Source organism: Microbacterium sp. ZW T5_56 (assembly GCF_044987425.1).
In the GTDB taxonomy this organism is placed as follows: domain Bacteria; phylum Actinomycetota; class Actinomycetes; order Actinomycetales; family Microbacteriaceae; genus Microbacterium.
This window is the reverse complement of sequence record NZ_JBJDRI010000005.1, coordinates 1-22,588: the sequence shown is the minus strand read 5'-3', so window position 1 is coordinate 22,588 and position 22,588 is coordinate 1. Positions and strand designations below refer to the sequence as shown.

Annotated in this window: 22 protein-coding genes; 8 read left to right on the top strand and 14 right to left on the bottom strand. The window is 69.0% G+C overall.

Going from position 1 to position 22,588, the window contains the following annotated elements; genetic code table 11:
• Positions 1-77: 77 nt before the first annotated feature.
• Positions 78-548 carry a 30S ribosomal protein S7 gene (gene rpsG, locus ACI3KU_RS03590; RefSeq protein WP_231091546.1) on the bottom strand — a complete coding sequence of 157 codons (471 nt, stop codon included), beginning with the start codon at positions 546-548 and terminating at the stop codon, positions 78-80.
• Between the two features lie 5 nt (positions 549-553).
• The gene (gene rpsL, locus ACI3KU_RS03585) at positions 554-922 is read right to left on the bottom strand and encodes a 30S ribosomal protein S12 (RefSeq protein ID WP_106562003.1); all 369 of its coding nucleotides are present in this window, start codon (positions 920-922) and stop codon (positions 554-556) included.
• A 378-nt stretch (positions 923-1,300) separates the two neighbouring features.
• Here rpsL and ACI3KU_RS03580 point away from each other — a divergent pair, with 378 nt between their 5' ends.
• Genes ACI3KU_RS03580 through ACI3KU_RS03560 form a run of 5 tightly spaced genes read left to right on the top strand, consistent with a single transcriptional unit; the run spans position 1,301 to position 4,391 of the window.
• Positions 1,301-1,633, top strand: coding sequence for a hypothetical protein (locus tag ACI3KU_RS03580; protein WP_404920920.1), 333 nt, complete (start codon positions 1,301-1,303; stop codon positions 1,631-1,633).
• Positions 1,630-3,255, top strand: coding sequence for a hypothetical protein (locus tag ACI3KU_RS03575; protein WP_404920919.1), 1,626 nt, complete (start codon positions 1,630-1,632; stop codon positions 3,253-3,255). The genes ACI3KU_RS03580 and ACI3KU_RS03575 overlap by 4 nt, the downstream gene beginning before the upstream one ends.
• Positions 3,252-3,734: a hypothetical protein gene (locus ACI3KU_RS03570; protein WP_404920918.1), complete on the top strand. Its 483-nt coding sequence runs from the start codon at positions 3,252-3,254 to the stop codon at positions 3,732-3,734. Before ACI3KU_RS03575 ends, ACI3KU_RS03570 begins: the two co-directional genes overlap by 4 nt.
• Positions 3,735-3,736: 2 nt before the next feature.
• Positions 3,737-4,108 carry a YbaB/EbfC family nucleoid-associated protein gene (locus ACI3KU_RS03565; RefSeq protein WP_404920917.1) on the top strand — a complete coding sequence of 124 codons (372 nt, stop codon included), beginning with the start codon at positions 3,737-3,739 and terminating at the stop codon, positions 4,106-4,108.
• Complete coding sequence (locus ACI3KU_RS03560) at positions 4,098-4,391, top strand: hypothetical protein (RefSeq protein WP_404920916.1); 294 nt, start codon at positions 4,098-4,100, stop codon at positions 4,389-4,391. The genes ACI3KU_RS03565 and ACI3KU_RS03560 overlap by 11 nt, the downstream gene beginning before the upstream one ends.
• Positions 4,392-4,459: 68 nt before the next feature.
• Here ACI3KU_RS03560 and ACI3KU_RS03555 read toward each other — a convergent pair whose 3' ends face one another.
• The 5 genes from ACI3KU_RS03555 to ACI3KU_RS03535 form a co-directional block, all read right to left on the bottom strand.
• Positions 4,460-5,764, bottom strand: coding sequence for a S8 family peptidase (locus tag ACI3KU_RS03555; protein WP_404920915.1), 1,305 nt, complete (start codon positions 5,762-5,764; stop codon positions 4,460-4,462).
• Positions 5,765-5,783: 19 nt separating this feature from the next.
• A complete protein-coding gene (locus ACI3KU_RS03550; RefSeq protein ID WP_404920914.1) occupies positions 5,784-7,256 on the bottom strand; it encodes a hypothetical protein in 1,473 nt (490 codons plus the stop codon).
• Positions 7,257-7,304: 48 nt separating this feature from the next.
• Complete coding sequence (locus tag ACI3KU_RS03545) at positions 7,305-7,754, bottom strand: hypothetical protein (RefSeq protein ID WP_404920913.1); 450 nt, start codon at positions 7,752-7,754, stop codon at positions 7,305-7,307.
• 126 nt (positions 7,755-7,880) lie between these two features.
• Complete coding sequence (locus tag ACI3KU_RS03540) at positions 7,881-8,171, bottom strand: WXG100 family type VII secretion target (protein ID WP_404920912.1); 291 nt, start codon at positions 8,169-8,171, stop codon at positions 7,881-7,883.
• A 34-nt stretch (positions 8,172-8,205) separates the two neighbouring features.
• A complete protein-coding gene (locus tag ACI3KU_RS03535) occupies positions 8,206-8,517 on the bottom strand; it encodes a WXG100 family type VII secretion target (RefSeq protein ID WP_404920911.1) in 312 nt (103 codons plus the stop codon).
• 333 nt (positions 8,518-8,850) lie between these two features.
• Here ACI3KU_RS03535 and eccD point away from each other — a divergent pair, with 333 nt between their 5' ends.
• The 3 genes from eccD to ACI3KU_RS03520 are packed head-to-tail and all read left to right on the top strand — an operon-like array spanning position 8,851 to position 12,814.
• Positions 8,851-10,194: a type VII secretion integral membrane protein EccD gene (eccD, locus tag ACI3KU_RS03530; RefSeq protein WP_404920910.1), complete on the top strand. Its 1,344-nt coding sequence runs from the start codon at positions 8,851-8,853 to the stop codon at positions 10,192-10,194.
• A 2-nt stretch (positions 10,195-10,196) separates the two neighbouring features.
• The gene (gene eccB, locus ACI3KU_RS03525; protein WP_404920909.1) at positions 10,197-11,522 is read left to right on the top strand and encodes a type VII secretion protein EccB; all 1,326 of its coding nucleotides are present in this window, start codon (positions 10,197-10,199) and stop codon (positions 11,520-11,522) included.
• Positions 11,519-12,814 carry a S8 family serine peptidase gene (locus ACI3KU_RS03520; protein ID WP_404920908.1) on the top strand — a complete coding sequence of 432 codons (1,296 nt, stop codon included), beginning with the start codon at positions 11,519-11,521 and terminating at the stop codon, positions 12,812-12,814. The genes eccB and ACI3KU_RS03520 overlap by 4 nt, the downstream gene beginning before the upstream one ends.
• Positions 12,815-12,826: 12 nt before the next feature.
• Here the strand turns inward: ACI3KU_RS03520 and ACI3KU_RS03515 are convergent, their stop codons facing one another.
• The 7 genes from ACI3KU_RS03515 to ACI3KU_RS03485 form a co-directional block, all read right to left on the bottom strand.
• Positions 12,827-13,753, bottom strand: coding sequence for an FHA domain-containing protein (locus ACI3KU_RS03515; protein WP_404920907.1), 927 nt, complete (start codon positions 13,751-13,753; stop codon positions 12,827-12,829).
• Entirely contained in the window at positions 13,750-17,724 is a 3,975-nt protein-coding gene (eccCa, locus tag ACI3KU_RS03510; RefSeq protein WP_404920906.1) for a type VII secretion protein EccCa, read from the bottom strand. Before eccCa ends, ACI3KU_RS03515 begins: the two co-directional genes overlap by 4 nt.
• The gene (locus ACI3KU_RS03505; protein WP_404920905.1) at positions 17,721-19,100 is read right to left on the bottom strand and encodes an RDD family protein; all 1,380 of its coding nucleotides are present in this window, start codon (positions 19,098-19,100) and stop codon (positions 17,721-17,723) included. Before ACI3KU_RS03505 ends, eccCa begins: the two co-directional genes overlap by 4 nt.
• A 4-nt stretch (positions 19,101-19,104) precedes the next feature.
• Positions 19,105-20,400, bottom strand: coding sequence for a hypothetical protein (locus ACI3KU_RS03500; protein ID WP_404920904.1), 1,296 nt, complete (start codon positions 20,398-20,400; stop codon positions 19,105-19,107).
• 71 nt (positions 20,401-20,471) lie between these two features.
• The gene (locus tag ACI3KU_RS03495; RefSeq protein WP_404920903.1) at positions 20,472-20,597 is read right to left on the bottom strand and encodes a hypothetical protein; all 126 of its coding nucleotides are present in this window, start codon (positions 20,595-20,597) and stop codon (positions 20,472-20,474) included.
• Positions 20,598-20,759: 162 nt separating this feature from the next.
• The gene (locus ACI3KU_RS03490) at positions 20,760-21,866 is read right to left on the bottom strand and encodes a hypothetical protein (protein ID WP_404920902.1); all 1,107 of its coding nucleotides are present in this window, start codon (positions 21,864-21,866) and stop codon (positions 20,760-20,762) included.
• Positions 21,863-22,588 (bottom strand): FHA domain-containing protein (locus ACI3KU_RS03485; RefSeq protein WP_404920901.1); only part of this gene is annotated, 726 nt, incomplete at its 5' end. The genes ACI3KU_RS03485 and ACI3KU_RS03490, both read right to left, overlap by 4 nt.

Below are 22,588 nucleotides of genomic sequence, written 5' to 3'. Positions count from 1 at the left end.
GGGTCTTCCTTACGTGAAGTGTGCGATCAGGATCCGCTCCGCTCGGGCGCAGGGCCCGAGCGGAGCGGAAGAGCTCATTACCAGCGGTAGTGAGCGAAGGCGCGGTTCGACTCGGCCATCTTGTGGGTGTCTTCGCGGCGCTTCACCGCGGCACCCAGACCGTTCGAGGCGTCGAGGATCTCGTTGCGCAGGCGCTCGGTCATCGTCTTCTCACGACGACCCTTCGCGTACGACACGAGCCAGCGCAGCGCCAGCGTGTTGGCACGGTGAGGCTTGACCTCGACCGGCACCTGGTAGGTCGAGCCACCGACACGGCGGCTGCGGACCTCGAGGGTGGGACGGACGTTGTCGAGCGCCTTCTTGAGCGTTGCGACGGCGTCCTGGCCGCTCTTCTCTTCGACACCCGCGAGGGCACCGTAGACGATCGACTCGGCGAGCGACTTCTTGCCGTCCACGAGGATCTTGTTCACGAGCGACGTGACGATCGGTGCGCCGTAAACCGGGTCGTTGACAACCGGGCGCTTGGGGGCGGGACCCTTACGAGGCATTGGTATCAGCCCTTCTTCGCGCCGTAGCGGGAACGAGCCTGCTTACGGTTCTTCACGGCCTGGGTGTCAAGTGCACCGCGGACGATCTTGTAACGGACACCGGGGAGGTCCTTCACACGACCACCACGAACGAGCACCATCGAGTGCTCCTGGAGGTTGTGTCCCTCACCGGGGATGTACGCGGTGACCTCAGTCCCGTTGGAGAGCTTCACACGAGCGACCTTGCGCATCGCCGAGTTCGGCTTCTTCGGGGTGGTGGTGTACACACGGGTGCATACGCCGCGCTGCTGCGGGTTCGCCTTCAGAGCGGGAGCCTTGGTCTTGCTGACCTTCGGCGACCGTCCCTTGCGAACCAACTGCTGAATAGTTGGCACTTTCTTCTCCTTGATTGCTGCACGGTGACAGCGTCGTGTTCTCGTCCCCCGCAGTGAGGAGATTTCTCTCCGTGTCGAAAGGGCTTCACGTTCATCCACGGGCGCGGCAGACTGGCTGCCCTGCTGGTGTGGATATGCCGTGGGGGTGACCGGATTGCCGGTCGTTCCCGAGAGTGTGCGCCGATGCTCGCTCTCCAGTGCCGAGGCACGGTCGAACGCGCGCGGACGCACACCCCATCAACTATACGCGCTCTGGGACACACCGGGCAACGCGCCCGGGTTCCGCTGACCCCCTTCCTCAGAATCCCTGTCGCGTGGGAAAGTAGATGTGCATGGCGCGCGCAGGCGCCAGACACCACGGACATAGGGGGTTCCGCGATGACAGCAGGAGGTGGCGGCGTTGCCGGCCGCACGACCATCATTCTCGACGCAGAGGTGCTTCGCGCCCAGACAGCGTCACTCGGGCAGCACGGCGCCCTGATCGCACGGGCGGCGAGTGATGCCGGTGCCACGATGCCGGGTACGGCGTTCGGCACGATGAACAGCTACCTGCCGGGGCCGATCAACGCGCTCGCGGGCAACGCGGACGCGTTGCTGTCGATCGTGGGACAGATGCTCGACCACATGCGAGACGGCGTCGACGGCATCTTCACGGCCTTCGACACGATCGAAGCCGAGGCGTCCGCCAAGATCGCGGAGCTGGAGCCGTGAGCGGCACCGCCGCGGTGGCGGCCCGCCTCCGCAGTGACGACTGGTGCGGTGGCATGCCGCGCAGCGCCAGTGACGGATGCGCGTCGATCCCCGGCTTCATGGGGTGGGCACTGACGTACATCCAGCCGCTGCAGGACTGGTTCGATGAGCTGCTGGGTGATCCCTCCGCCGTCGCCTCGTTCGCGAACGACTGGGACCGTGTCGCGGTGTCGACCCGAGCGGTCGCCGACCAGCTGGACAGCGACCGCAGTCGACTCGAGGAGCTGGACGGCCGCTCGATCCGCAAGCTCCGCGAGCGCTACGACGATCTCGCCCCGGTGATTCAGGACGCGTGCGAGTGGTCGTCGGCTACCGCGGCCGCGCTGCGGCTCGCCTCCACCATCGTCGCCGCGACGCGCGAGTTCATCTGCAGCATGCTGACGGCAGCAGCCAAGCTGTGGGACGCGATGTTCGACGGCAACCCGCTGGACTTCTTCGACGATCTGCGGAAGTTCGCCGATGCGGTGTGGGAGCTGGTCGAGGCCGGCAAGAACCTCGTGGATCGGCTGATCACCGCGCTCGGCGAGCTCGTCTCGCTGATCGCGTCGCTGATTCCCCTGCTGCAGGAGGCACTGGACCGGCTTCGCGTCATCCTCGCCGGCATGGTCCCCGTGATGGCGACCGCACTCGGCGCCTTCCTCGGCGGTCCCCTCGGTGCGATCTTCGGGAACCTGCTCGGGGGCGCCTTCGGCGACCTCGGCAAAGACAACCCCGACGTCGAGGAGCTCGATCCGGAGAGCCTCGATGCGCAGCGGCAGCGGGCCTACCAGGATCTGATGGACCGCGGCCAGGTCGGCTCTCCCGTCGACCTGCTGGAGCAGAACCGGCTGATCGATCAGATCAGCGGCGGCGACGGCACCGCCATCAGCGTGCAGACGGTGCGCCGCCCCGATGGCTCCGAGTACACCCTCGTGAATCTGCCATCGACCCTCGACTGGGGTCTGCTCAAGAGCATCATGGGCGACGCCGCCTGGAGTGACGTTCTGAAGGACTATGGTCCCGTCAACGATCTCGACTCGAACGTGGCGCTGGTGCTGATGGAGAGCATCCCGGGATTGAAGACGCAGTACGAACGGGCGGTGCTCAACACCCTTCATGACGCCGGGGTGGCACCGGGCTCTGATGTGGTGTGGTCGGGATTCAGTCAGGGCGGAATCATGGCCGGCAACCTCGGCTCGGACCCGTCCAACGGGTACAACACCATCGGCATCGTCACCAACGGCTCTCCCACCGATCAGTACCAGATCCCGAGCCATATCCCGGTGCTGCAGGTGGAGCACACCACCGACCCCGTCCCCAAGCTGGACGGCGATCCCACGGGACCGTACTCGAACCCGTGGCTGCTGCCGCCCGTGGGGCCTCCGCTGACGAAACCGGACAACATCGACTGGGTCGTGATGCCCACCCCCACCGACGCTGTGGACCCGGAGACCGGCGAGCCCGTCGGGATGCCCGCTCACAACGCCGGGACCTATCGCGACTCGTTGCAGGATTACATCAATCGTGGCGGCACGTTCCAGAACGACTGGTCGTTCCTGGATGGCGAGATCACCAACACCTATGTCGGGCAGACGCACGAATGAGACGTTCAGTTCGTATTCTCACCGCGATCGTGCTGGCCGGTGCCGCCACGATGTCGCTCACCGCGTGTCTGCCGCTGGGCGGTGGCAGCGCGCAGCAGTCGGCGCCGAGCTCTCGCGACGAACTCGTGGCGCAGATCCAACAGGCGCTGGAGGAGACCGGCGAGTTCGACGAGGTGGCCGTCTCGAAGGGCAACCTCACGGTGGGCTGGGATCTCGACGTCGCTGTGACAACGGATGTGCCGCTCACCAGCGACCAGCTGGACCTCATGCTGCGCACCACCGGTGATCGCATATCGGGGACGGACATCGCGGCGGTGACGTTCCTTCACACACCGCCCGGCACGGTACTCGGCGACAACATTCACGTGGCAGCGCGAGGCGTCGATCTGGTGGACAGGCTGGTTCGCAACGGCGCGGCGCTCACAATGGGGCGCGATGCCGTCATCAACTACGCAAAAGCACGGGCAACGGAGGGATGAACATGACGGATTATGCAGCAGAGGTCGAAGCGGCCCGGGCGAAGGTTCAACAGCAGTTCGACGAAGCGCGCACCCGGCACGCGCTCCTTCGATCCGCCATCGACGGCGCCGAGGGCGCGACGGGTACGGCGCGCTCGTCCCGCGGAGAGGTGACGGTGATCGCGGGAGCGGACGGCACGATTCGATCCGTCGTGTTCGCCGAGGCGAACGTGCCGGCGAGCACGCTCGGCCCGCTTGTCACCCGGACCATCGCCGATGCCCAGCAGGCCGCTCGCAACGCCGCAGCCGATCGCATCGCGGATGCGGTGGGCGACGACGCGTCGATCGTCGCTCAGCTGCGCGCTCCCCGCGGAGGTGATGACCGTGTTCGATGAGATCAAGGTCGATGTCGGCGCGATCGTCGACCAGGCGGTCGCGATGGAGAAGAGCGCGGAGTCGCTCCAACTGGCGTCGACGACACTGTTGGAGAAGCTCCGCGAACTCCAGCAGAGCACGGCGGGTGGCGCGTCCGACGCAGCTTCCACGATGACGACGGACATGATCGGGAAGATCGAGGCCCGCGCCGGAAAGCTCACCCGCAACGCGAAGGTGACGCGCGAGCTCGCGGCACTCTACGACGCCGCGGATCGTGAGGGCGCACGCGCTTTCGGCGACTGAGCCGTCGGAAAACGAGCATCGAGGGCGCCCGCTGGAGCGGGCGCCCTCGATCGTTGCGTTATCGGTTGTCAGACCTTCGGACGGGTCCGCGTCGCCACCACGATGACCACGACGATGACGATGACCATCACGCCGACGCCGCCGCCGATGAGCCACGGTACAACTGCCGCCGGGGACTCCCCCGACGCTGCCGGCGGCGCGTCCGACGTTGGTTCGGAGACGACATCGGGAGACGACGGAGCCGTCGTCGCGGGCGCCGATTCCGTTGGCTTCGGCGTGCCGCCGCCAGCCGCAACCTGCTCCGCGGTGGGCAGACCCATCGTCTTGTTCATCAACGGATTCACGTCGGGCAGCGCGGTCGGATCCGTCGCGAGCAGGTTCCGCAACGAGACGGCACCGTAGCCGTAGCCGTTGGTCGGGTTGAACGGAATGCCGTCGACAGCATTCGCGGTCGACGAGATCAGCGCTTGAATGAGTTGATTTCCCGTCGCCGACGGGTACTTCTGAAGCAGTAGCGCCAGTGAACCCGCCACGAGCGGAGTCGCGGTCGACGACCCGGTGGACAGGGACATACCTTCCCACCCCGTGCTGTTCGCGGGCTGGAGGATCTTGATCCCGGGAGCCACGACAGTGACGCCCGGCACGATCATCGGCGTGACGTCATCATCCTGTCGCTGCAGCTCACCGTCTCGCCCGACGGCCGCGGCTGCCACGACACCGTTGTACCCCTGGGGCGAGACGTACCCGCGCTGGCTGATGTTGTTCGGCGTCGACGCCACGATCACCACACCACGGGCAAGGGCCTCGGCAATGACGGCGGTGTCGGGCTCAGGAGGAGAATCCTGCCCCATCGAAACCGACACGATGCGGTTGCCGTCTCGGATCGCGCGCAACACTGCTTCCATGATGCTGCTGCGCCCCTCGGGCCCGTCGACGCAGTCTTCGCCCTCGAGGCTCGTGGAGTAGAACGTCACGTCGGCGTCCGGAGCGATGCCCTGCATGGGGACATCGCCGACGGGACGCGCCAGCAACAGGGCAGCCATCGCCGTGCCATGGACGGTGCCTTCGTCCGGCGTCTGTGATGTGGGCTCCCCACCGTCGATACAGCTGCTTCCGGGGCTCACCGTGAGCGAAGCGCCGCTGAACAGGTCCAGCTGAGGATTGATCCTCGTGTCAACGATGCCGATCTTGACCCCGGCGCCTGTCAGTCCCTCCGCTCGTGCCTCGTCGACATGCATCCCGGAGTACCACCAGTTCGGGTCGTCCGTGGCCGCCGATGCCGGCATCACAGTTCCGAGACTGAGGCCGAGCACGACAACGACGGGTACGAACCGGCGAGCGATGACAGCCCACCGATCCGGCACCCGCGTCATCACCCTTCGGCGTCCGGCGTCAGAATTCGCGCCCGCCGGCACCGGCAGCCTCCGATCGGGGTGCCGGGTCATCGTCGCCTTCGAGCTGCGGGGCTCGGAGGCCAGACAGTCCGGGACGCGACTTCTTCTCCGTCGCGCCACCACCGCCCATGCCGCCCATCATTCCCATCGAGCCGCCTCGGCCCGCCGCACCCGCGGCTGCACCAGCACCCGCGCCCGCAGCGCCCTGGCTGCCGAGGAGCCCCGAGCCCAGGCCGGGACCGCCAGTCTGCATGAGCTTGGCTCCCGCCAGGGAGACGGCACCGCCGGCACCGCCGAGCACGGCTGCGGAGCCTGCGCCACCACTGCCCACTCCGCCGAATGCGCCCGAACCGCCGACTCCAGAGCCGGAACCGGATCCGAGTGCGCCGACTCCCGTGCCGGTTCGCGCGGAGCCCCAGCCGTGAGATCCGCCGCCCATCGACGAGTCGGAGGTCAGGACACCGCGTCCGCCCGTGCCCCACGTGCTGGGGTCATTGGGGTCGTACCCCGGCGGGTAATCGGAGTCAGGCAGCCACGCCGTGGGGCCGTCCGGTGACCAGGGGCCGACGTCGTCGGGGTTCTGCCACGTCGGATCGTTGGGATTCACCCACGTGGGGTCGTCGGGGTTGGAGAGCGTCGGATCGTCCGGGATGTACACCGGGCAGTCCGGCGGGTCACCAATGACGTACGGCGGATTGAGCGTCCCGATCTGCGTGGGGTTCGGGAACGTCGGTGGCAACGGATCGTCCCCGCCGTCATCAGGCGTCGGGGGGTTGTAGGTGAACCCCGGAGGGAGGTCAGTGCCGCTCGGGTCCTGCGGGTACGTGTCGAACGAACTCGTGCCGGGACCACCCCCGCCGTCACCGGGGCCGCCGCCATCCGACGGTGTGTAGTCCTCCGGATCCTCCGTCAGTGTGTCGCTGCTTCGCTTCGTCACGACGCGTCGCTCGCTGGTGAAGCTGGCGGACTCCTCATCCATCGCCGCGCTCACGGCCTGCACGCCCTCCCGTGCGCGAGCGTGGCGCTGTGCGGCCAGGAGCTCGTTGACCTCACCGACGACACCGTCGGCGACGGTGAAGGAGAAGGGCCCGAGCGCCCAGGTCGTTCCCACGGCCGCTCCGCGCAGGAGGGTCTCCTCCCACCAGTCCAGCTTTTCCGGGAATCCGGATTCCAGATCGCGCAGCTGTGCGTCCGCCGTCTGCAGGCGTCGTTCGTTGGCTCGGTCCACCGCGTTCATCACACGACGAACGTCATCGCGGATGGTCATCGCGTCCCGCGCGTCCCCGTCGAATGCGGCCGCAGCGGCGTCGGCGGCCGTTCCCTCCAGCCCTTCCTTCGCCGTGCTTCCAAGCGCCTGCTCGATGTCATACAGCGCTGACTCGATCTCTCGAGCGTTCGGAAGGGAGATGTGTGCCTCAGACGACGCCAGACGCCGCAGCTCCGCTTCCCAGTCCATCCCCTGTCGCTTCATGAGCGGCCCCTCCTCGTCACGTCACGAACATGCCCCGGTGCCAATGACTTACGCATATTCGTCCTTCGTGTTCTCCGTCGAAGCATCGCCGCCGTCGGTGGGGACCAGCTGTGGGCCTGCCGGAGCGCCGCCGCTCGGCGCCGGCGTCACCGGCACTCCGGTCGCGCTCTCGATCTGGCCGACCAGCGCCTGAGCGGCCTGACCCGCGGCCTCATTGGTCTGCATCAGATCCGTGACCGCCGCTTGCAGGCTCGAGACGTTGGCAGTGACGTTGTTGTGCAATGCCGCGGCATCCGCACCGCGGGTCTTCAAGTCAACGGTGAGCTGCGACACGAAGCGGGTGAGCGCATTCACGCCAGAGCCGCCTTCGATCTGCGACATCGTCTGTGAGATCTGGGACAGATCCGTGCTCGCGCCGTTCCCGTCCATCGCGCTCAACAGGCGCTTCACCCCTGATGCGACGGCCTCTGGGTCGACGCCAATCTTCGGACCGCTCATGATTCCCCCTGGAACACTGTGTTTGTCGGCGGACTACCGCCATCGGAAGTGATGAGCGGGACGGAGCGAAAGCTCCGTCCCGCTCATGGGAATCCGCCACGAGGGCGGATCAGTGGGTGTTCGAGATCAGATTTCGAAGCGGCCCTTGGACTTGTGGTCGCTGCGGAGGTAGTCGCCCTTGATGGCGTCGGTCTGCTGACCGATCTGGATCAGCAGCGCGTTCATCTGGTTGATCGAGCGCGACCAGGCGGCGTGAGCGGTGTCGTACGCGACCTGCGCGTCACCCTCCCACGAAGCCCGCAGCGTGGAGACCTTCGAGTCCAGGTTCTCCAGAGACTGGTTGATGGCCTTACCGCGCTGGTTGATGTCGGACGAGAGCGCCTCAAGCGCTGCCGGGTTGACGGAGAAAGAGTCCATGATCGTCAAAATCCTTCGAAGTATCCGGGGTGGCTCAGGCGAGAGTCGCGCCCAGGCCGCCAATGATCTGCTGGTTCGACTCATCCGTCGCCGCCTGGTCAGACGCCGTGCCCCGCAGGGCACCCTCCAGCGTCACCAGCACCTGGTTGATCTTGCGGGCCTCAGCCTCCCACCGCTCCACGAGCGAGAAGTACTGGTTCGCCGCCGGACCCGTCCAGAGCGGACGCGTCGCACCCGCCGCACCATCCACCGCACGCACGTTCGCCGCGATCGCCGCGTTCGTGTCGTTCACCGCATTCGCACCAGCGAGTAGCGCACCCGCCTCAGCAGAAATCTTCTCAGCCACAACACACCTCCATATCATTCATGTCAGCGCAGAGCGGTTGCCACTGCACTCACAGCCCCCCTAAATGAGCCGCGCGAGCGCGGTCGAGGCCATTCATTGACACGGCTGACGATAGATCGCCGTGGTCGCGGCTGCAACTCCCCTCGCGCGCAGGCACCCGCAGAAGAGACCTCGTGCCCGGAGATTCCGCGGCGGACGACGTTCGTGAGAACTTTCCAATCTCCCGACGGCTGCAGGACTGATGCTCCCCGGAGCGCGCCGACTACAGTAAGGGATGTATGCCCGCGCGCGATGTGCATGTGCGCCGCGGGAGATCACTCGGGAGGGGGCCAGGTGAGCGCGACACGCACTTCTGCGACGCCGATCGTCCGCGTCACGGTGCAGAGCGAAGGACGCCGGCTGGATGTGACGGTGCCTCGTCAGGTACCGCTCATCGAGATCATGCCGGGCTTCGCGCGAAGCCTCGGCATCCTGGATCCCACCATGACCTCGTCCGGCTACGTGCTGCAGGCCGCCGACGGAACGCCGCTCGACCCGGCACGCACCCTGGCCGATCTGGACATCGCCGACGGTGACGTGCTCTCGCTGAGCCGGGGCGCGTTCGTGGCCACCCCCCGCGTCTACGACGACATCGTCGAGGCGGTCCTGGACGCCACCGGAGAACAGCGCAGCTGGAGCGCGCGTGACAACGCACGCACCGCACTCGCGGTCAGTCTCGCGTTCCTCGCCGTCTGCGCGGTGCTGCTGCTGCCCAGCGGCCGCGGCGTCATGCTCAACATCATCGTCGCCGTGATCGGCGCTATCGTGCTGCTGGCGACCACCGCCTTCCTGGCGCGGCTGCACCAGCCCGAGTCCGGTGCGGCGATGGGAGTCGCGGCGGCGGCCTTCGGCGCCGTCGCCGGCTATCTCGCTGTGCCCGACGACGCCAATCTGTGGGGCTGGCCGCTCGCGGCCGCCGGCGCCGGAGCCGTCGTGGTGGGGGCAGCCGCGCTGGCTCTCAGTCCTCACCGTCCGGCCGTGCAGTACGTTCCGATCGTCACCGGCGCTGCGGTCGGCCTTCCCGCACTGTCAGCGGGACTGCTTCCCACCGCCGCGACCTCGTCATACACGATGATGATCGCCGTCGCCGGCGCTCTCGCCAACGCTCTTCCCTGGCTGGCGCTGTCCACCACGCAGCTGCGCGTGATCTCGCCGATGACAGACGCGGAGATCTTCGCCGATGCGCCCGCGATCGACGGCGGCGACGTCCAGCGGAGAGCAGCCGCCGGACACCGCTCACTCACCGCGCTGCGCACCGCGCTGGGCCTCGCGATGCTGGCCGCGACGCCGCTCGTGGCGACCGACAACCCGTGGTCGGTGCTGCTGTGTGCGCTGGCGTTCGCGGGATTGATGTTCCCGGCGCGCATGAGCTATTCCCGCGCACACGTGCTGGTTCTGCTTGCGCTCGGGTCGGCGGGCATCGCCCTCACCTGTCTGGTCGGCGCCCTCTCCCAGCCCGTTCTGATTCCCGTGATCGTGACGGCTCTTGCAGCCGCCGCGGCCGCCACCATCGTCCTCACGCTGCTGGCGCCGGGCGCACGTCTCCGACTCGCCCGGCTCTCCGACACCGTCGAGGTCATCGTGCTGGCGCTGGTGCTGCCGGTGGGTCTCGTGGCGTCCGGTCTGCTGGGGAGCTGACAGTGGCGAGCAAGAGCGAGCTGCTCGACGCGCAGAACTTCTCGCGCCGGCGTCTGCTCACCGCCTTCGTGAGCGGCGCCCCGGGCGGCAAGGAGCTGGAGCCAGCGAAGCCGCTGCGCGGCGTGATCGTGGGCATCGTGCTGTCGGTCGTCGTCCTGCTTGCGGGCTGGTTCCTGAGCTTCGCCAACAAGGCGCTGCCCGACGACTGGGGCACCGGACACCTCATCATCGACACCACCACCGGGTCGCGCTACGTCACCGCCGACAACACGCTGCACCCGGTGCTGAACATCGCGAGCGCGCGACTGATGCTGTCCGCCGAGGCCTCCGCCAAGCCGATCGAGGCCTCGGGCAGTCTGCTGGCGGGCAAGCCCGTGGGCACGACCGTGGGGATCCCGGGCGCCCCCGACACCATGCCGACGCCAGGCCAGCTCATCAATACGGGATGGACCGCCTGCATCGCCGATGAGACGGGTGGCGTCGACGCGAGCATCGATGCCTCCCCCATCGCGACGGCCGCAGCGGCGGGGACCGCGATCGTGGTGCGCGCCGAGAAGACGCAGTGGGTGGTCACCGGTGGCGTTCGCTTCCAGCTGCCGAGGGAGGATGTGGACGGTCTGCTGCGCGACATCGGTCTGGGCTCGGCTCCCCGCGTGGAGGTCTCGGCCACCTGGTTGAACCTCTTCGCCCTCGGCTCACCTCTCACACCCACCAGCGTCCGCGACGCGGGCCGCGCGCTTGTCGGCAGTGACCTGCGGGTGGGCGACGTGGTCCACACCACCATCACCGACTCCGACGCCCGCTATCTCGTGATGTCGGACGGCAGTCTGGCCGAGCTGACTCCCTTCGGACTCGCGCTGTATCAGCACGGTCCGACCTACTCTGCCGAGCGCAACTACGACGTGGACGCACCTCAGGTAGCCAGCCTTCCGACGTCGACGGAGCCCGCACAGCCGGAGGACTGGCCCACGGCCGCTCTGGCGCCCGCAGAGGGCACGCCGTGCGCTCTGGCGGAGACGAACGGCGACGCAGCGAACACGGTGCTGGCCACCGCCAATCCCGATGCGGAGCTGACCGCCGGAACATCGGTGCAGCCGAGCATGGGTGCGCTGGTGTCGGTTGCAGGGGCGGATGAGGGCGCGGCATCGCTGTTGATGCTGATCGACCCGACGGCCACGCAGTACGCGATCCCCGGTTACGACGAGGAGCTGCTCGCGCAGCTGGGATACACCCCCGACGACATCGGACAGGCGACGCCGGAGTGGATGGCGCTGTTCGAGAGTGGTCCGGCCCTGACCCGCGCCGCAGCCGGCGCCACCACCGGATGAGCACCGCGCGCCGGCTGATGTGCGCGCTCGCCGTCGCCTGCGGAGCCTTCCTCGCGAGCGCATCCCCGGCGGTGGCGGCGCCAACCACGCCCTCCACCGTGCTCGTCCCCGACGCCGCCGCGGACTCCTGCGTGAGCGGCGCGCCCGCGTTCAGTCCCGCCGCTCCTGCGGCGCTCACCCTGCTGCAGGCGGAGCGGTCGTGGAAGATCACGCGCGGTGGCGGCGTCCTGGTGGCCATCGTGGATTCCGGGATCAACGCCGCCGATCCGCGTCTGGCCCCGCGCATGGCCGGCGGTGTGAACCTCGTGCACGACGGCACCGACCCCCGGGGATACACGGACCAGCTCGGGCATGGCACGGCCATCGCCGGCATCATCGCCGCACAGCCCGACAGCCGCTCGGCGCTCGTCGGACTCGCCCCCGATGTTCGGCTCTATTCCGTGCGCGTGTACGCGAACACCGGAGAGGAGGCCGACAAGGCCGGCTTCGGTCCGGATGTGCTTCGCCTCGCCGCGGGCATCCGGGCGGCGGCCGATTCCGGAGCGCAGATCATCAACGTCTCAATGTCGACGCCGTTCTTCTCCCCCGAGATCGATGAGGCCGTGGCCTACGCGGAGCGCAAGGGAGCGCTGCTGGTCGCCAGCGGCGGCAACGTGGAGGCCTCGGACACCGAGATCACAATCGGCGACACGCAGGCCGAGGCCGCCGATGAGCGCTACCCCGCCGGATCCCCCGGCGTGCTGGGGGTGACCGCGACCACCGTCCCCGGGGATACCGTGACCGATGCCAGCATCCACGGCCCACATATCGCGCTTGCAGCCCCGGGGCAAGGCGTCCTGACGCTGGGGCTCAACACCGGCGACTGCTTCTTCAACGACGATCCGAAATCCAGCTGGTCCACCGCGTACGCCAGCGCGGCAGCCGCCCTGGTCGCCGCGGCGTACCCCCGGGAGAGCCGCGAGGAGTGGGCGTACCGCCTCACGGCGACGGCCCTGCGCGGCGACCCGGATGCGCGCGACGATCAGGTCGGGTGGGGAATCGTGCAGCCCGCGGCCGCCCTCGCGCTGCTTCCCGGGCCCGATACACGCGGCCCGGTCAGCCCGTTCGTCCCGCGGCAGGAGGCAACGACGACGCCCTCGCCCGAGACGATCGTGATCGCCGGTCCCAGCGACCAGCACGAGCGCGACATGACCCGCGTGGTCCTCATCGCGGTGCTCAGTGCTGGCGCCCTGGGCCTGATCGGCGTGATCTCGATCGCGCGGAATCGTCGGGAGCGCGAAAGCGCCGAGTGAGTGTCGGATCGTTCAGGCGTCGAGCGGGCGAATGACCCCGCGGACGCCGCCGAGCTGGAACTCGCCGACCACCGGGACGCACGCGCCCGCGGCGAGGCGTGTCGGCGCGCCACCCTGCACGGAGGCGATGACGCCGTTCGTCGAGTGCAGGTCGGTGATGAACCAGATGTCGCCCGAGCGCAGCAACTCCGCGTGGCTCTTCGACAGCTGTCCCGAGCCGTCCAGAAGCGGGAGCAGCTGAACGTCCGCACTGTCGGATCGCGGCGCTCGTCCCACGATGACGCGCTGCGCATCGAGCGCATGACGAGAGCCATCCGCGAGCACGAGCTCATAGCGGATTGTCCGGGGGCGGGCCGGAGCGTCGGCCGCGGCAGGGATGGCATCAGGCGTCAGGGGCACCGGCACGTCCGGATGAGCGGAAGCGGCCTGCTCGGCGGGCATCACCCCGGTCAGCGGCACGCCGTGCACGCCGGGCCCGGCAGTCGGGGCGTCCTCCGGCGCGCGGCGCCGCCGGAGACCGCGCTCCGCGGAGACCGGCTCCGGCCGTCCACTCCCGCGTGCCTCCGGCGCGGGCGGGTGCGGTGGATCGACCTCGCCCTGCCCCGCGCGAACGGCGGCGAGAATCGACCAGGCGACCGGAACCAGGGCGCCCACCACCGCGAGCGCTGGACCCCACCCCCAGCGCAGGCCGATGCGATACAGCGCGCGCCCCTTCACCCACAGCGCGTAGATCGATACCGGAGGAATCAGCAGGAGGCCGGCGATGTAGGCACCCTCCTGTCCCATGCGCAGCAGTTCGGCATCGCGGACGATCGGAAGCCAGCCGCGCCAGCGTTCGCGTCCGAGGCGGGCGAACAGCACGCTGGCGGCCGCACCGTCGGCGATGCCGACGAGCAGCAGTGCACCTCCGACGCCAGTGAGGACGAGCGGGTCGATCACGTCGATCGCGGCGGCTGGTACGCCAGTTGGGCGGAGAAGACACCCCGGTCGCGGCTCGAGACCTGCGCGCGGCCCGGAGCGGAGGGCACGGGCTTCAGCCGGCCGATGATCTGGCCCTCCTCCGGGTTGCCGCCGAGCAGGATTCCGGTGACACCGAGATCGGTGAAGCGCTGCAGGATCGGATCGAAGGCCGCGCGTGCGGCACCACCGGTGCGGCGCACCACGATGAGGTGGAGTCCGATGTCGGCCGCCTGCGCGAGCAGCGGCTGCAGCACGGCGATCGGATTGCCCTGGCTGGTGGCGACGAGGTCGTAGTCGTCCACCAGGATGTAGCCCTCCGATCCGGTCCACCACGACCGGTTGCGCAGCTGCTCGGCGGTGACGTCGGGGCCCGGGAGGCGGGACTGGAACAGCGCCGCCAGCTCCCCCATCCCCTGCATCGTCATGTCGTGCGAGGTGAGGTAGCCGCCGAGGAACTCCGCCGGGATCTCCCCGAGGTTGGCACGCCGGTAGTCGACGAAGAACAGCTTGGCTTTGCCGTCCGGATGCAGACGCATGACCTCGTGCGCGATGCTTCGCAGGAAAGCGGACTTGCCCATGCCGGCGTCACCGTACAGGTACAGGTGCGACTCGGTGCTGAGGTCCACCCCGAACGGAGCCAGCGCGGATTCCTCGATGCCCAGCAGGGTGCGGGTGTCCGCTTCGCCCGCGATGCCACGCACCTGATCCAGCGTGACCAGCGTGGGGAGCAGTCGAAGCTTCGGCCCCTGCGGACCGCGCCACGCGGCCGTCGTCCGAGCCACGAGATCATCCACGCCATCCATCAGCGTGTTCGGATCGCCCGAGGCGTCGATGCGCGGCAGCGCGACCAGTCCGTGCAGCTTCTGGGGCGTGAGCACGTGCCCGGGCGAGGACGGCGGCACGTTCACAGCCAGCTTGCGGTCGATCTCGCTGTCCGCCGGGTCGCCGAGGCGCAGCTCGATCCGGCTCTGCAGCGAATCCTTCACGTTGGCGCGGATCTCCAGCCACCGGTTGGCGGTGATCACGACGTGCACACCGAAGCCCAGGCCGCGCGCGGCGATGGCCTGAATGCGCGGCTCGAGGTTCTCGAACTCGGCGCGCAGGGTGCCCCAGCCGTCGATGAGCAGGAACACATCGCCGAAGCCGTCGTTCACGCGGCCCTCGGCGCGTCGGCGCCGATAGGTGTTCATGGAGTCCACGCCGTTGTCACGGAAGAAGATCTCCCGCGCGTTCAGCACAGATTCGACCTCGGCGACGACGCGACGGATGGCTTCCTCATCGGTGCGCATCGCAACCCCCGACATGTGCGGGAGATCACGCAGGCTGACGAAGCTGCCGCCACCGAAGTCGAGCACGTAGAACTGCACCTCCTGCGGCGTCGCGGTGAGCGCGAGGGAGGTGGTCAGGGTCCGCAGCAGCGTCGACTTGCCGCTCAGCGGGCCGCCGACGATGGCCAGGTTTCCGCCGGCACCAGCGAGGGACAGCACCAGTTGTTCGCGGCGCTGCTCGAGAGGCACATCGACGACGCCGACGGGAACCTCGAGCGGTCCGCGTGCGCGCCAGGAGGGCGAGACCAGGCCGAGGGTCGGATCGACGACGAGGTCCGGCATCAGCTCATCCAGCGATGCCGGCACCTTCAGCGGCGGCAGCCAGACACGGTGCGCGAGCGGCCCCCGACCGGCCATCCGGGCGACCGCGATGTCGATAGTCGAGCGCTCCTCCTTCGGCGCCTCGGACGCGACGACCGGCACCACCTCTTCGGAGTCCTCCTCCGCTTCCCACTGCGGTCGAGCGGTGAAGGCCATGATCTCCAGCGTGCTCTCGCGCGCTTCGGTCGGAGTGCCGCCGTGGCGCATCCGAGTCTTCGGCGGGCCAGAGACGTACGCGGCACGGAACTGCGTCATCGTCTCCTGATCGCTCTTCAGGTAGCCGACACCCGGCTCCTGCGGCAGGGTGTATGCGTCGGGCACGCCGAGCACCGTGCGCGACTCCGCCGCGGAGAAGGTGCGAAGACCCACGCGATACGACAGGTAGGTGTCGAGCCCGCGGAGCTTCCCCTCCTCCAGGCGCTGCGAAGCCAGCAGCAGGTGGATCTGGAGGGAGCGGCCGACGCGGCCGATGTTGATGAAGCTCTCCACGAACTCGGGCTTGGCCGCCAGCAGCTCGGAGAACTCATCGGCGATGATCAGCAGGGCAGGCAGCGGTTCAAGGTCGGTGCGACCACCGCGACGGGCCTTCTCGTAGTCGTTGACGTTGGCGAAGTTGCCGGCCGCACGCAGCAGCTCCTGGCGTCGTACCACCTCGCCGGTGAGTGCGTCCTGGAATCGGTCGACGAGACCGGTCTCGCTGCCGAGGTTGGTGATGATCGCCGAGACGTGCGGCATGTCGGCCATGCCGGCGAAGGTGGCACCGCCCTTGAAGTCCACGAGCACCATGTTCAGCTGCTCGGGCGAGTGCGTGAGGGTGAGCGCGAGCACGAGGGTGCGCAGCACCTCGGACTTTCCGGAACCGGTGGCGCCGATCAGCACACCGTGCGGGCCCGAGCCCTGCTCGGCCGCTTCCTTGATGTCCAGATAGATCGGAGCACCCTCGGTGGTCTGCCCGATCGGCACACGGAGGCGATCCCGCTGGGGACGACGCTGCCACGCCTGGTCGAAGTCGATCTCGCGCACGTCGGGAAGACCCAGGAGCTCGACGAGCTCGGCCTGACCGCTGACCTGCGTGGCTCCGCCGTCGGCGCGCGCGATCTCCCTGGTGCGCAGCGGCAGCAGGCGGCGGGCCGTGGCCTCCGCGAGCACGACGGAGAGGTCGTCGGCGACCAGCCACTCGGACTTCTGACGCACCCGCACCAGCTCCGCACGGCGGTCCTTCGCGTCTTTCGCTGGGAGCGCGATGCGCAGCACATCGGGGTTCTCCAGGGCGTCCCATCGCGTCGGCAGATCAACCACGGTGATGCCGGAGACGGGGTCGAGGCCCACGAGCGGATCCGCACGCGGAATGGGGACGCCGTCGCTGACGATCAGAACGTGACGTCCGGGGGCACCGGCGGTGCCGAAGCGCGGAGCATCGGCGAGATCTGTCGGCAGGAGTTCACGCAGCTCCTCGAACGAGGACACCACCATCCGCACCGGCCCGATCCGGTCGCTGATGCGCGTCGATGCCGCGTGCGGCAGCCACTTCACCCAGTCCCATTCGCCGAGCTGGGCGTCAGCGGTGACCACGGCGACGATGAGATCGTCGGGGTCGTGAAGCGCTGCCTGTCCGACGACGATGGCGCGGGCGAGGCCGCGCACCGCGTCCTCGTCCAGCCCCACCAGCTCCACGCGCGAGTAATCGCTCAGCCGAATGGTGGCGGGCAGTGCGCGTTGGATCTCGTGCGTAAGTATGAACCGGTGCGCGGCCGACGCCGCCACCGGATCCAGCTGGGCGAGCGGCGGGAGATCCGGAGCCTCCAGCGTGATGCACAGCGGCTGATCGTTGGTGCCGAGTCGCGTGAGCAGGAAGTCACTGTCGGTGCGCGAGCGCTCCCACACCCGGATGCCGTCCTCCACCAGGAACGTGAGCGTGCTCGGATCAGGGGATGTCCAGTTGCCGTTTCGGCGCTGCTGATCCGCTGCCGTGCGCACCGTGGTGCGCAGCTCCCCGAGGTAGGCGAGGTACTCCCGCCGCGCGGCCAGCACCTCAGCGTTGTGCTGGGAGCGCTGACGCATGCCGTTCAGGACCACGAATCCCACCGCCGACAGCAGGAACATGCCACCGGTGATGTAGCTGCGCGGTTCGGTCGGAGCCATGCTGATGACCATCACCACCGCGCCGAGGGAGGCGAGCATCGGCAGCATCGACTGCAGCAGCCCGGCCCCGCCCTCGCTCTCCTTCAGCTCGGGAGGAGCCTCCATCGGGATCTTCCCGCTGGGAACGCGCGGGGGCGCGAGTCGGGAGCCGCGGCTCATGAGTCTTCCTCCATCAGTCGGCTGATCGAGAACCATCGATCGCCCATGCGGACACGCACGCCGTCATCCACCGCCACGCGCTCGCCCGCGCGCAGCGGTGTGGCGCTGCCGTCCTCGCGGATCAGTGAGGTGCCGTTGGTGGAGCCGAGGTCGGTGACCCAGGCTCCCGAGCGCGCCTGCTCGAGGCGCACATGGTTCTTCGAGATCGTGCGCGACGGGTCGTCGACGCGCACCGTGAGGTCGCCTTCCACCGAAGCGCTGGGCGTGCGACCGAGGTTCGCGACGGCCCGCGCCGGCAGCAGTTCGCGCTGCCCGGTGTCGAAGATCAGCAGCACACCGCCCGGGGCCACCCGGCCTGTGGCTTCCAGGGCGCCCATCCCATCCCCACGAACGGGGAGCGCCCGTGGCTCGGCGCTGGACGGCATTTGTTCGCCGGTGTCCCCGGTACTCCCCGAGCCGCCCGTCGTGGCACCGGTGGTCTCCAGCGCGGCGAAGCCGGCGTCTGCAGCGGGGAGGACGCTCGTGGCGCGAGCGGAGTGCGGCTCGACAGCAGCGGCAGCCGGCACGCCACGATCCGGCAGCGCGACGACCACGGTTCCCGCGGCACGATCACCGAGCGAACGACGACGTCCGGTCCGATCCGCGAGGGCGGTCAGTTCGACGCCCCAGGCGCCGACCACGGCGACGAGTCCTCCGGCCAGCGTGGTCAGTGCGCGCACCACCGCTCGTCCGAGCCCGGGCGAGCGCGGTGCGTGCTCCTGCGCGACACGTACCCGCATCACAAGCTTGCCGGCACTCGCACCGGTGCGCGCCTCGATCACCACGAAGATCAGCGCGACCTCCGCCGCCACCACCACGCCGAGGATCCCGGAGCTTGTGAGCCAGGCCGTCAGCACGCCGGCCGCCGCGATCAGCAGCGCGTCGATGGTGAGTGCCACGAGTCGGCGTCCGACACCGGCCGGGCTTCCGGAGAACGCGGCACCGAGCGGGTCGTCCGGGTTGATCTCGGGACGCTCGACACGCGCAGAACGCGGCGTGCTGGCCGGCTCGGGCAGGCGACGGGTCCGCGTACGCGTGTGCGCACGGGCGGAGTTCGGGGCGGGTGCCGGCACGGGTGCGGGCTGCGGCCACGACGTCGGCTGCGGCGATCCTGCAACCGGGGCCACCGGGGCGGGCTGCACCGGGTTCTGCGCGCGCGTCAGCTGCGGTTGAGATGGTTGCTGCGCCTGAGGTGGGTGCGGTGCTTGAGATGCCTGCTGCTGCCCCTCGGCCGGGATCACGGCTGGCGCGCCCTGCTGCGGCGCACGGCAGTGCGGACACACCGCGGCATCGGCAGGCATCGGCCGCCCACACGCCCAGCACAACTTCTCAGCCATCAACTCACCAACCTCGAATGATGTCGACCATTCCGCCGGCGACAAGCCCGGCGGGAAGACAGAGCGCTACGGCGATCGCCTCAGTGATATCGCCGAAGCGCGACCAGTAGAGCGAGCGCAGACCGCGCGCCACCGGCACCGATCCGACCGCGACCAAGACTGCGACCACCAGGAGGCCGATGGTCACCAGCGAGCGGGCTCCCGGGCTGAGCACTCCGAGGAGGCCCACGGCGAGCACCAGCAGCACGTACCCCGCGGTGGCACGCAGCGTCCACGCGATCGCTGTCGCACCGTGGCTGCGTGCGCTGAGCGCGAGCACCAGGACGAGGAGGCCGGCGAGACACAGCCGCCCGATCATCTCCATCAGGCGATCCGCGGCGAGCGGCCATAGCGCGATCGGAGAGAAGACGGCGATCGTGAGACAGGCGGCGATCGTGACGGTCTCCAGCCGTGCGCGCGATCGGAGCAGCAGGTTGCCGACGCGCGCTCCGTCCACGCGGACCACCGACTCCGGCATCTGCTCACGCACAGCCCACCGGACCTGCTGGTGGCGTTCGAAGTCGATGAACATCCCCGCCGGAACATCGATCAGCATGGCCGGCAGGGCGCGAAGGACGAGCGGGGCCGCGCCGACGCAGAAGGCAGCGGCGGTCGCCTCTGGCAGATCCAGCATCGCGGCGACGATGTGCACCACTCCGATTCCGGTGACGACAGCAGCGATCGCGGTGAGCTGGGCACGATCGCCCGGCAGCTTCGCGAGCGTCGCCAGACCGAACGAGTAGACGGCCACCAGCGCGCTCACGGTTGCGATCGTGACCGCGATGCTGAACGACGACGGTGGCGATAGGACGACGCCGGCTCCCATCAACAGGGCGGCCGGGCCGAGGGACGCTGCGCCGATCGAGCGCGTGTGACCGCGGCGCGTGAGCACGACGGCAGCCGCGATCGCCGCGGCGATGATCACGGAGCCGACGACCAGCGGCCAGCCCTCGAGTGCCGCGGCGGGAGCGAAGGCGAGAAAGACCGTCAGCACGATGCCGACGGCGCCCATCGCCCACCAGGCCGCCACGTTCTCGGAGCCGCCGCCGCCACGACGGCGAGGCCCACGCCGACGCGCACCCGGATCGGGGGCGCGCTCGGTGATCAGGGTGACGATGTCGCCATCGCGGAAGGCCTCGATTCCCTGACTCGTCTCGACGGGGACGACCCCGCGCTCTCGGAACAGCCGGGTCTCCGGGCCCGTGCGCACGCCGATCGCCGCCAGCACCTCGCCGACCGTGTATCCGGCGGGGAGCACCACGTCGTGGCGGGCATCACCCTCGCGGATACCGATTCGGCGGGCGTCGGCGGCTGCCGGCGACGAGGAGGCGCTCAGAGTTCCTCGGCCTCCTGCTGCCGGAGCTGCAGCGTCTGCTTCGGTGAGTCGGCTGTCAGGAGACAGGTATCGGCCGCGTGCAGCACCCGCCCGGTGCCGACGTCCAGCATCAGTACACCCATATTTCCCCCTTGCCGAAAATCGGTGATGCCCTCACGCCCGATGCGCGACGGAGGCGGGACGGTGCGAGTCGTCGGCCGGACAGACGCTCATCGGAACAGGCCCTCCGACACTAACATCTCCACGTTGGCGGGCACAGGTGCTGCGGCCTCGAGGCGAGAGGATCAGAGCAGGCCGGTGAGGATCGCGACGATGCCCGCGATACCCGCGAGAACGATGACGCCACCCGCCGCGATCACCGCGATCAGCATGCGACGCGAATCCGCTCGGCGGCGAGAGTCCGCCGCGGTCGTGTTGACCGGTTCGCGCGGCTCACGCACCACCGGCTCCAGCCTGTTCACCGGTGCTGTCTCAATCAGTCGCGGCCGATACGGCGCGCGCAGGATCGCCGGCTCCGGCGCGCTCGCGACCCGACGGCGGACCTGATCATCGACGAGCGGTTCCCTCGCCGTGCGCTGCGGTGCGACCGGGCGGCGCTCGTCATCGCTCGACGCCTGGGACCAGCGCAGGATCGGGTCGTCATCGCCGGTCGGATCACTCGGGTCAACGACCGGGGTCGAGCGCCTGCGGGGAACCGCGATCGTGTCGTCAGCGTCGCTGTTGTCGTCCACGACGCTGTTGTTGTCCACGACGCTGTTGTTGTCCACGACGCTGACACTGTCCGCGTCGCTGACACTGTCCCGCTCCCGATCCCGCTCCCGCGACGAGATCAGGGTCTCATCCGGTATCGCGTCCGAGCCGGTGCTGTCCTTGCCACGGGGTCGGGATGACAGCACGGTGTGTTCGTCGGCCCCGGCGTACGAATCGACCACGGATTCCCGAGGGCGGGACGACAGCACGGTGTGGTCTTCCGCTCCGGCGTCGAGATCCTCCACGGACTCCCGAGCTCTGGAGGACAGCACGGTGTGATCCTCAGCGCCGGCGGACGGATCCCCCGCCGCTTCCCGAGGACGGGACGACAGCACGGTGTGATCCTCAACCCCGGCGTTGGGATCCCCCGCAGCTTCCCGAGGCCGGGACGACAGCACGGTCTCCTCGTCGGCCCCGGCGGACGAATTCGCCACGGTTTCCCCATCGCGGGACGACAGCGCGGTGTCCTGTCCGTCGTCACGACTCACGTCCGCGACGGATGGTGGCACAAGGTCCGCACGGCGACGCGATCCGAGCGAGGTCGCCTCGATGTCCGCGGATGGCGCCTGGGGCAGAACCGAACGCGGGCGACGCGATCCGAGCAGCGTGCTCTCGTCGAGGTCGTCCGGGCGATCGGTCATGCCGTGGCCCGGGTGATCCGCAGCTCTGCGTCTCCCAGCAGGAAGCGTTCGGTCAGCACGGTCGGGATGCCGGAGCGCAGCTCCTGTTCCGCCCCGCTCTCGTCGATGAGGAACACGCCGTTGGTCGACGCGAGATCGGTGATCCACCACACGCCGTCGATGAGATCGAGCCGAGCATGCGTCTTCGACACGGTGCGGGTGCCGTCGGCCACGGGCACGTTCTGGATGCGCTCGTCGGTCTCGGCCGGTCGTCGTCCGAGGACCGCGGCTTCGGACGTCAGCACGATCTCACCACCCAGCGGAGGTGTCAGCTTCCATACCGGACGGCGACGGGACGCGAGCTCGGTGGCTTCGAAGTCGTCATCGTCGAGCGCGGCAACGAATTCGCTTGCTTGAGCGGACACCGACTCGCGCGCAGCGCGCGGTGCGCCGGCGTCAGGGGCGCCGACCACGGCGGACACCTCCTGCGAGTAGTCGAGGACCGACTCACTGAGTTCAGACGGCGCCTCGCTGCGATGCATCGCCGGAGCGAAGGCGGAATCTGCGACCGGGCTCGCCGGAGGTCCCGGGATGACGATCGGGCGGTAGGGCTCTTCGGGGTCGACCACGGGCTCACTCGCCGGCGGCATCGCGCCCGAGTGCGGTACGGCACTTCGGCGCGCCGCCGCGACGACTTCGGAGTCCTCGCGCATCCGCGTGGCGCCCGCGGCGGATGCCGGGGT

What these genes read in the sequence shown, in the direction of transcription:
- rpsG (WP_231091546.1), bottom strand. Translation starts at nt 548, where the DNA reads ATGCCTCGTAAGGGTCCCGCCCCCAAGCGCCCGGTTGTCAACGACCCG.
- ACI3KU_RS03580 (WP_404920920.1), top strand. Translation starts at nt 1,301, where the DNA reads ATGACAGCAGGAGGTGGCGGCGTTGCCGGCCGCACGACCATCATTCTC.
- ACI3KU_RS03570 (WP_404920918.1), top strand. Translation starts at nt 3,252, where the DNA reads ATGAGACGTTCAGTTCGTATTCTCACCGCGATCGTGCTGGCCGGTGCC.
- ACI3KU_RS03565 (WP_404920917.1), top strand. Translation starts at nt 3,737, where the DNA reads ATGACGGATTATGCAGCAGAGGTCGAAGCGGCCCGGGCGAAGGTTCAA.
- ACI3KU_RS03555 (WP_404920915.1), bottom strand. Translation starts at nt 5,764, where the DNA reads ATGACGCGGGTGCCGGATCGGTGGGCTGTCATCGCTCGCCGGTTCGTA.
- ACI3KU_RS03550 (WP_404920914.1), bottom strand. Translation starts at nt 7,256, where the DNA reads ATGAAGCGACAGGGGATGGACTGGGAAGCGGAGCTGCGGCGTCTGGCG.
- ACI3KU_RS03545 (WP_404920913.1), bottom strand. Translation starts at nt 7,754, where the DNA reads ATGAGCGGTCCGAAGATTGGCGTCGACCCAGAGGCCGTCGCATCAGGG.
- ACI3KU_RS03540 (WP_404920912.1), bottom strand. Translation starts at nt 8,171, where the DNA reads ATGGACTCTTTCTCCGTCAACCCGGCAGCGCTTGAGGCGCTCTCGTCC.
- ACI3KU_RS03520 (WP_404920908.1), top strand. Translation starts at nt 11,519, where the DNA reads ATGAGCACCGCGCGCCGGCTGATGTGCGCGCTCGCCGTCGCCTGCGGA.
- eccCa (WP_404920906.1), bottom strand. Translation starts at nt 17,724, where the DNA reads ATGAGCCGCGGCTCCCGACTCGCGCCCCCGCGCGTTCCCAGCGGGAAG.
- ACI3KU_RS03505 (WP_404920905.1), bottom strand. Translation starts at nt 19,100, where the DNA reads ATGGCTGAGAAGTTGTGCTGGGCGTGTGGGCGGCCGATGCCTGCCGAT.
- ACI3KU_RS03495 (WP_404920903.1), bottom strand. Translation starts at nt 20,597, where the DNA reads ATGGGTGTACTGATGCTGGACGTCGGCACCGGGCGGGTGCTGCACGCG.
- ACI3KU_RS03490 (WP_404920902.1), bottom strand. Translation starts at nt 21,866, where the DNA reads ATGACCGATCGCCCGGACGACCTCGACGAGAGCACGCTGCTCGGATCG.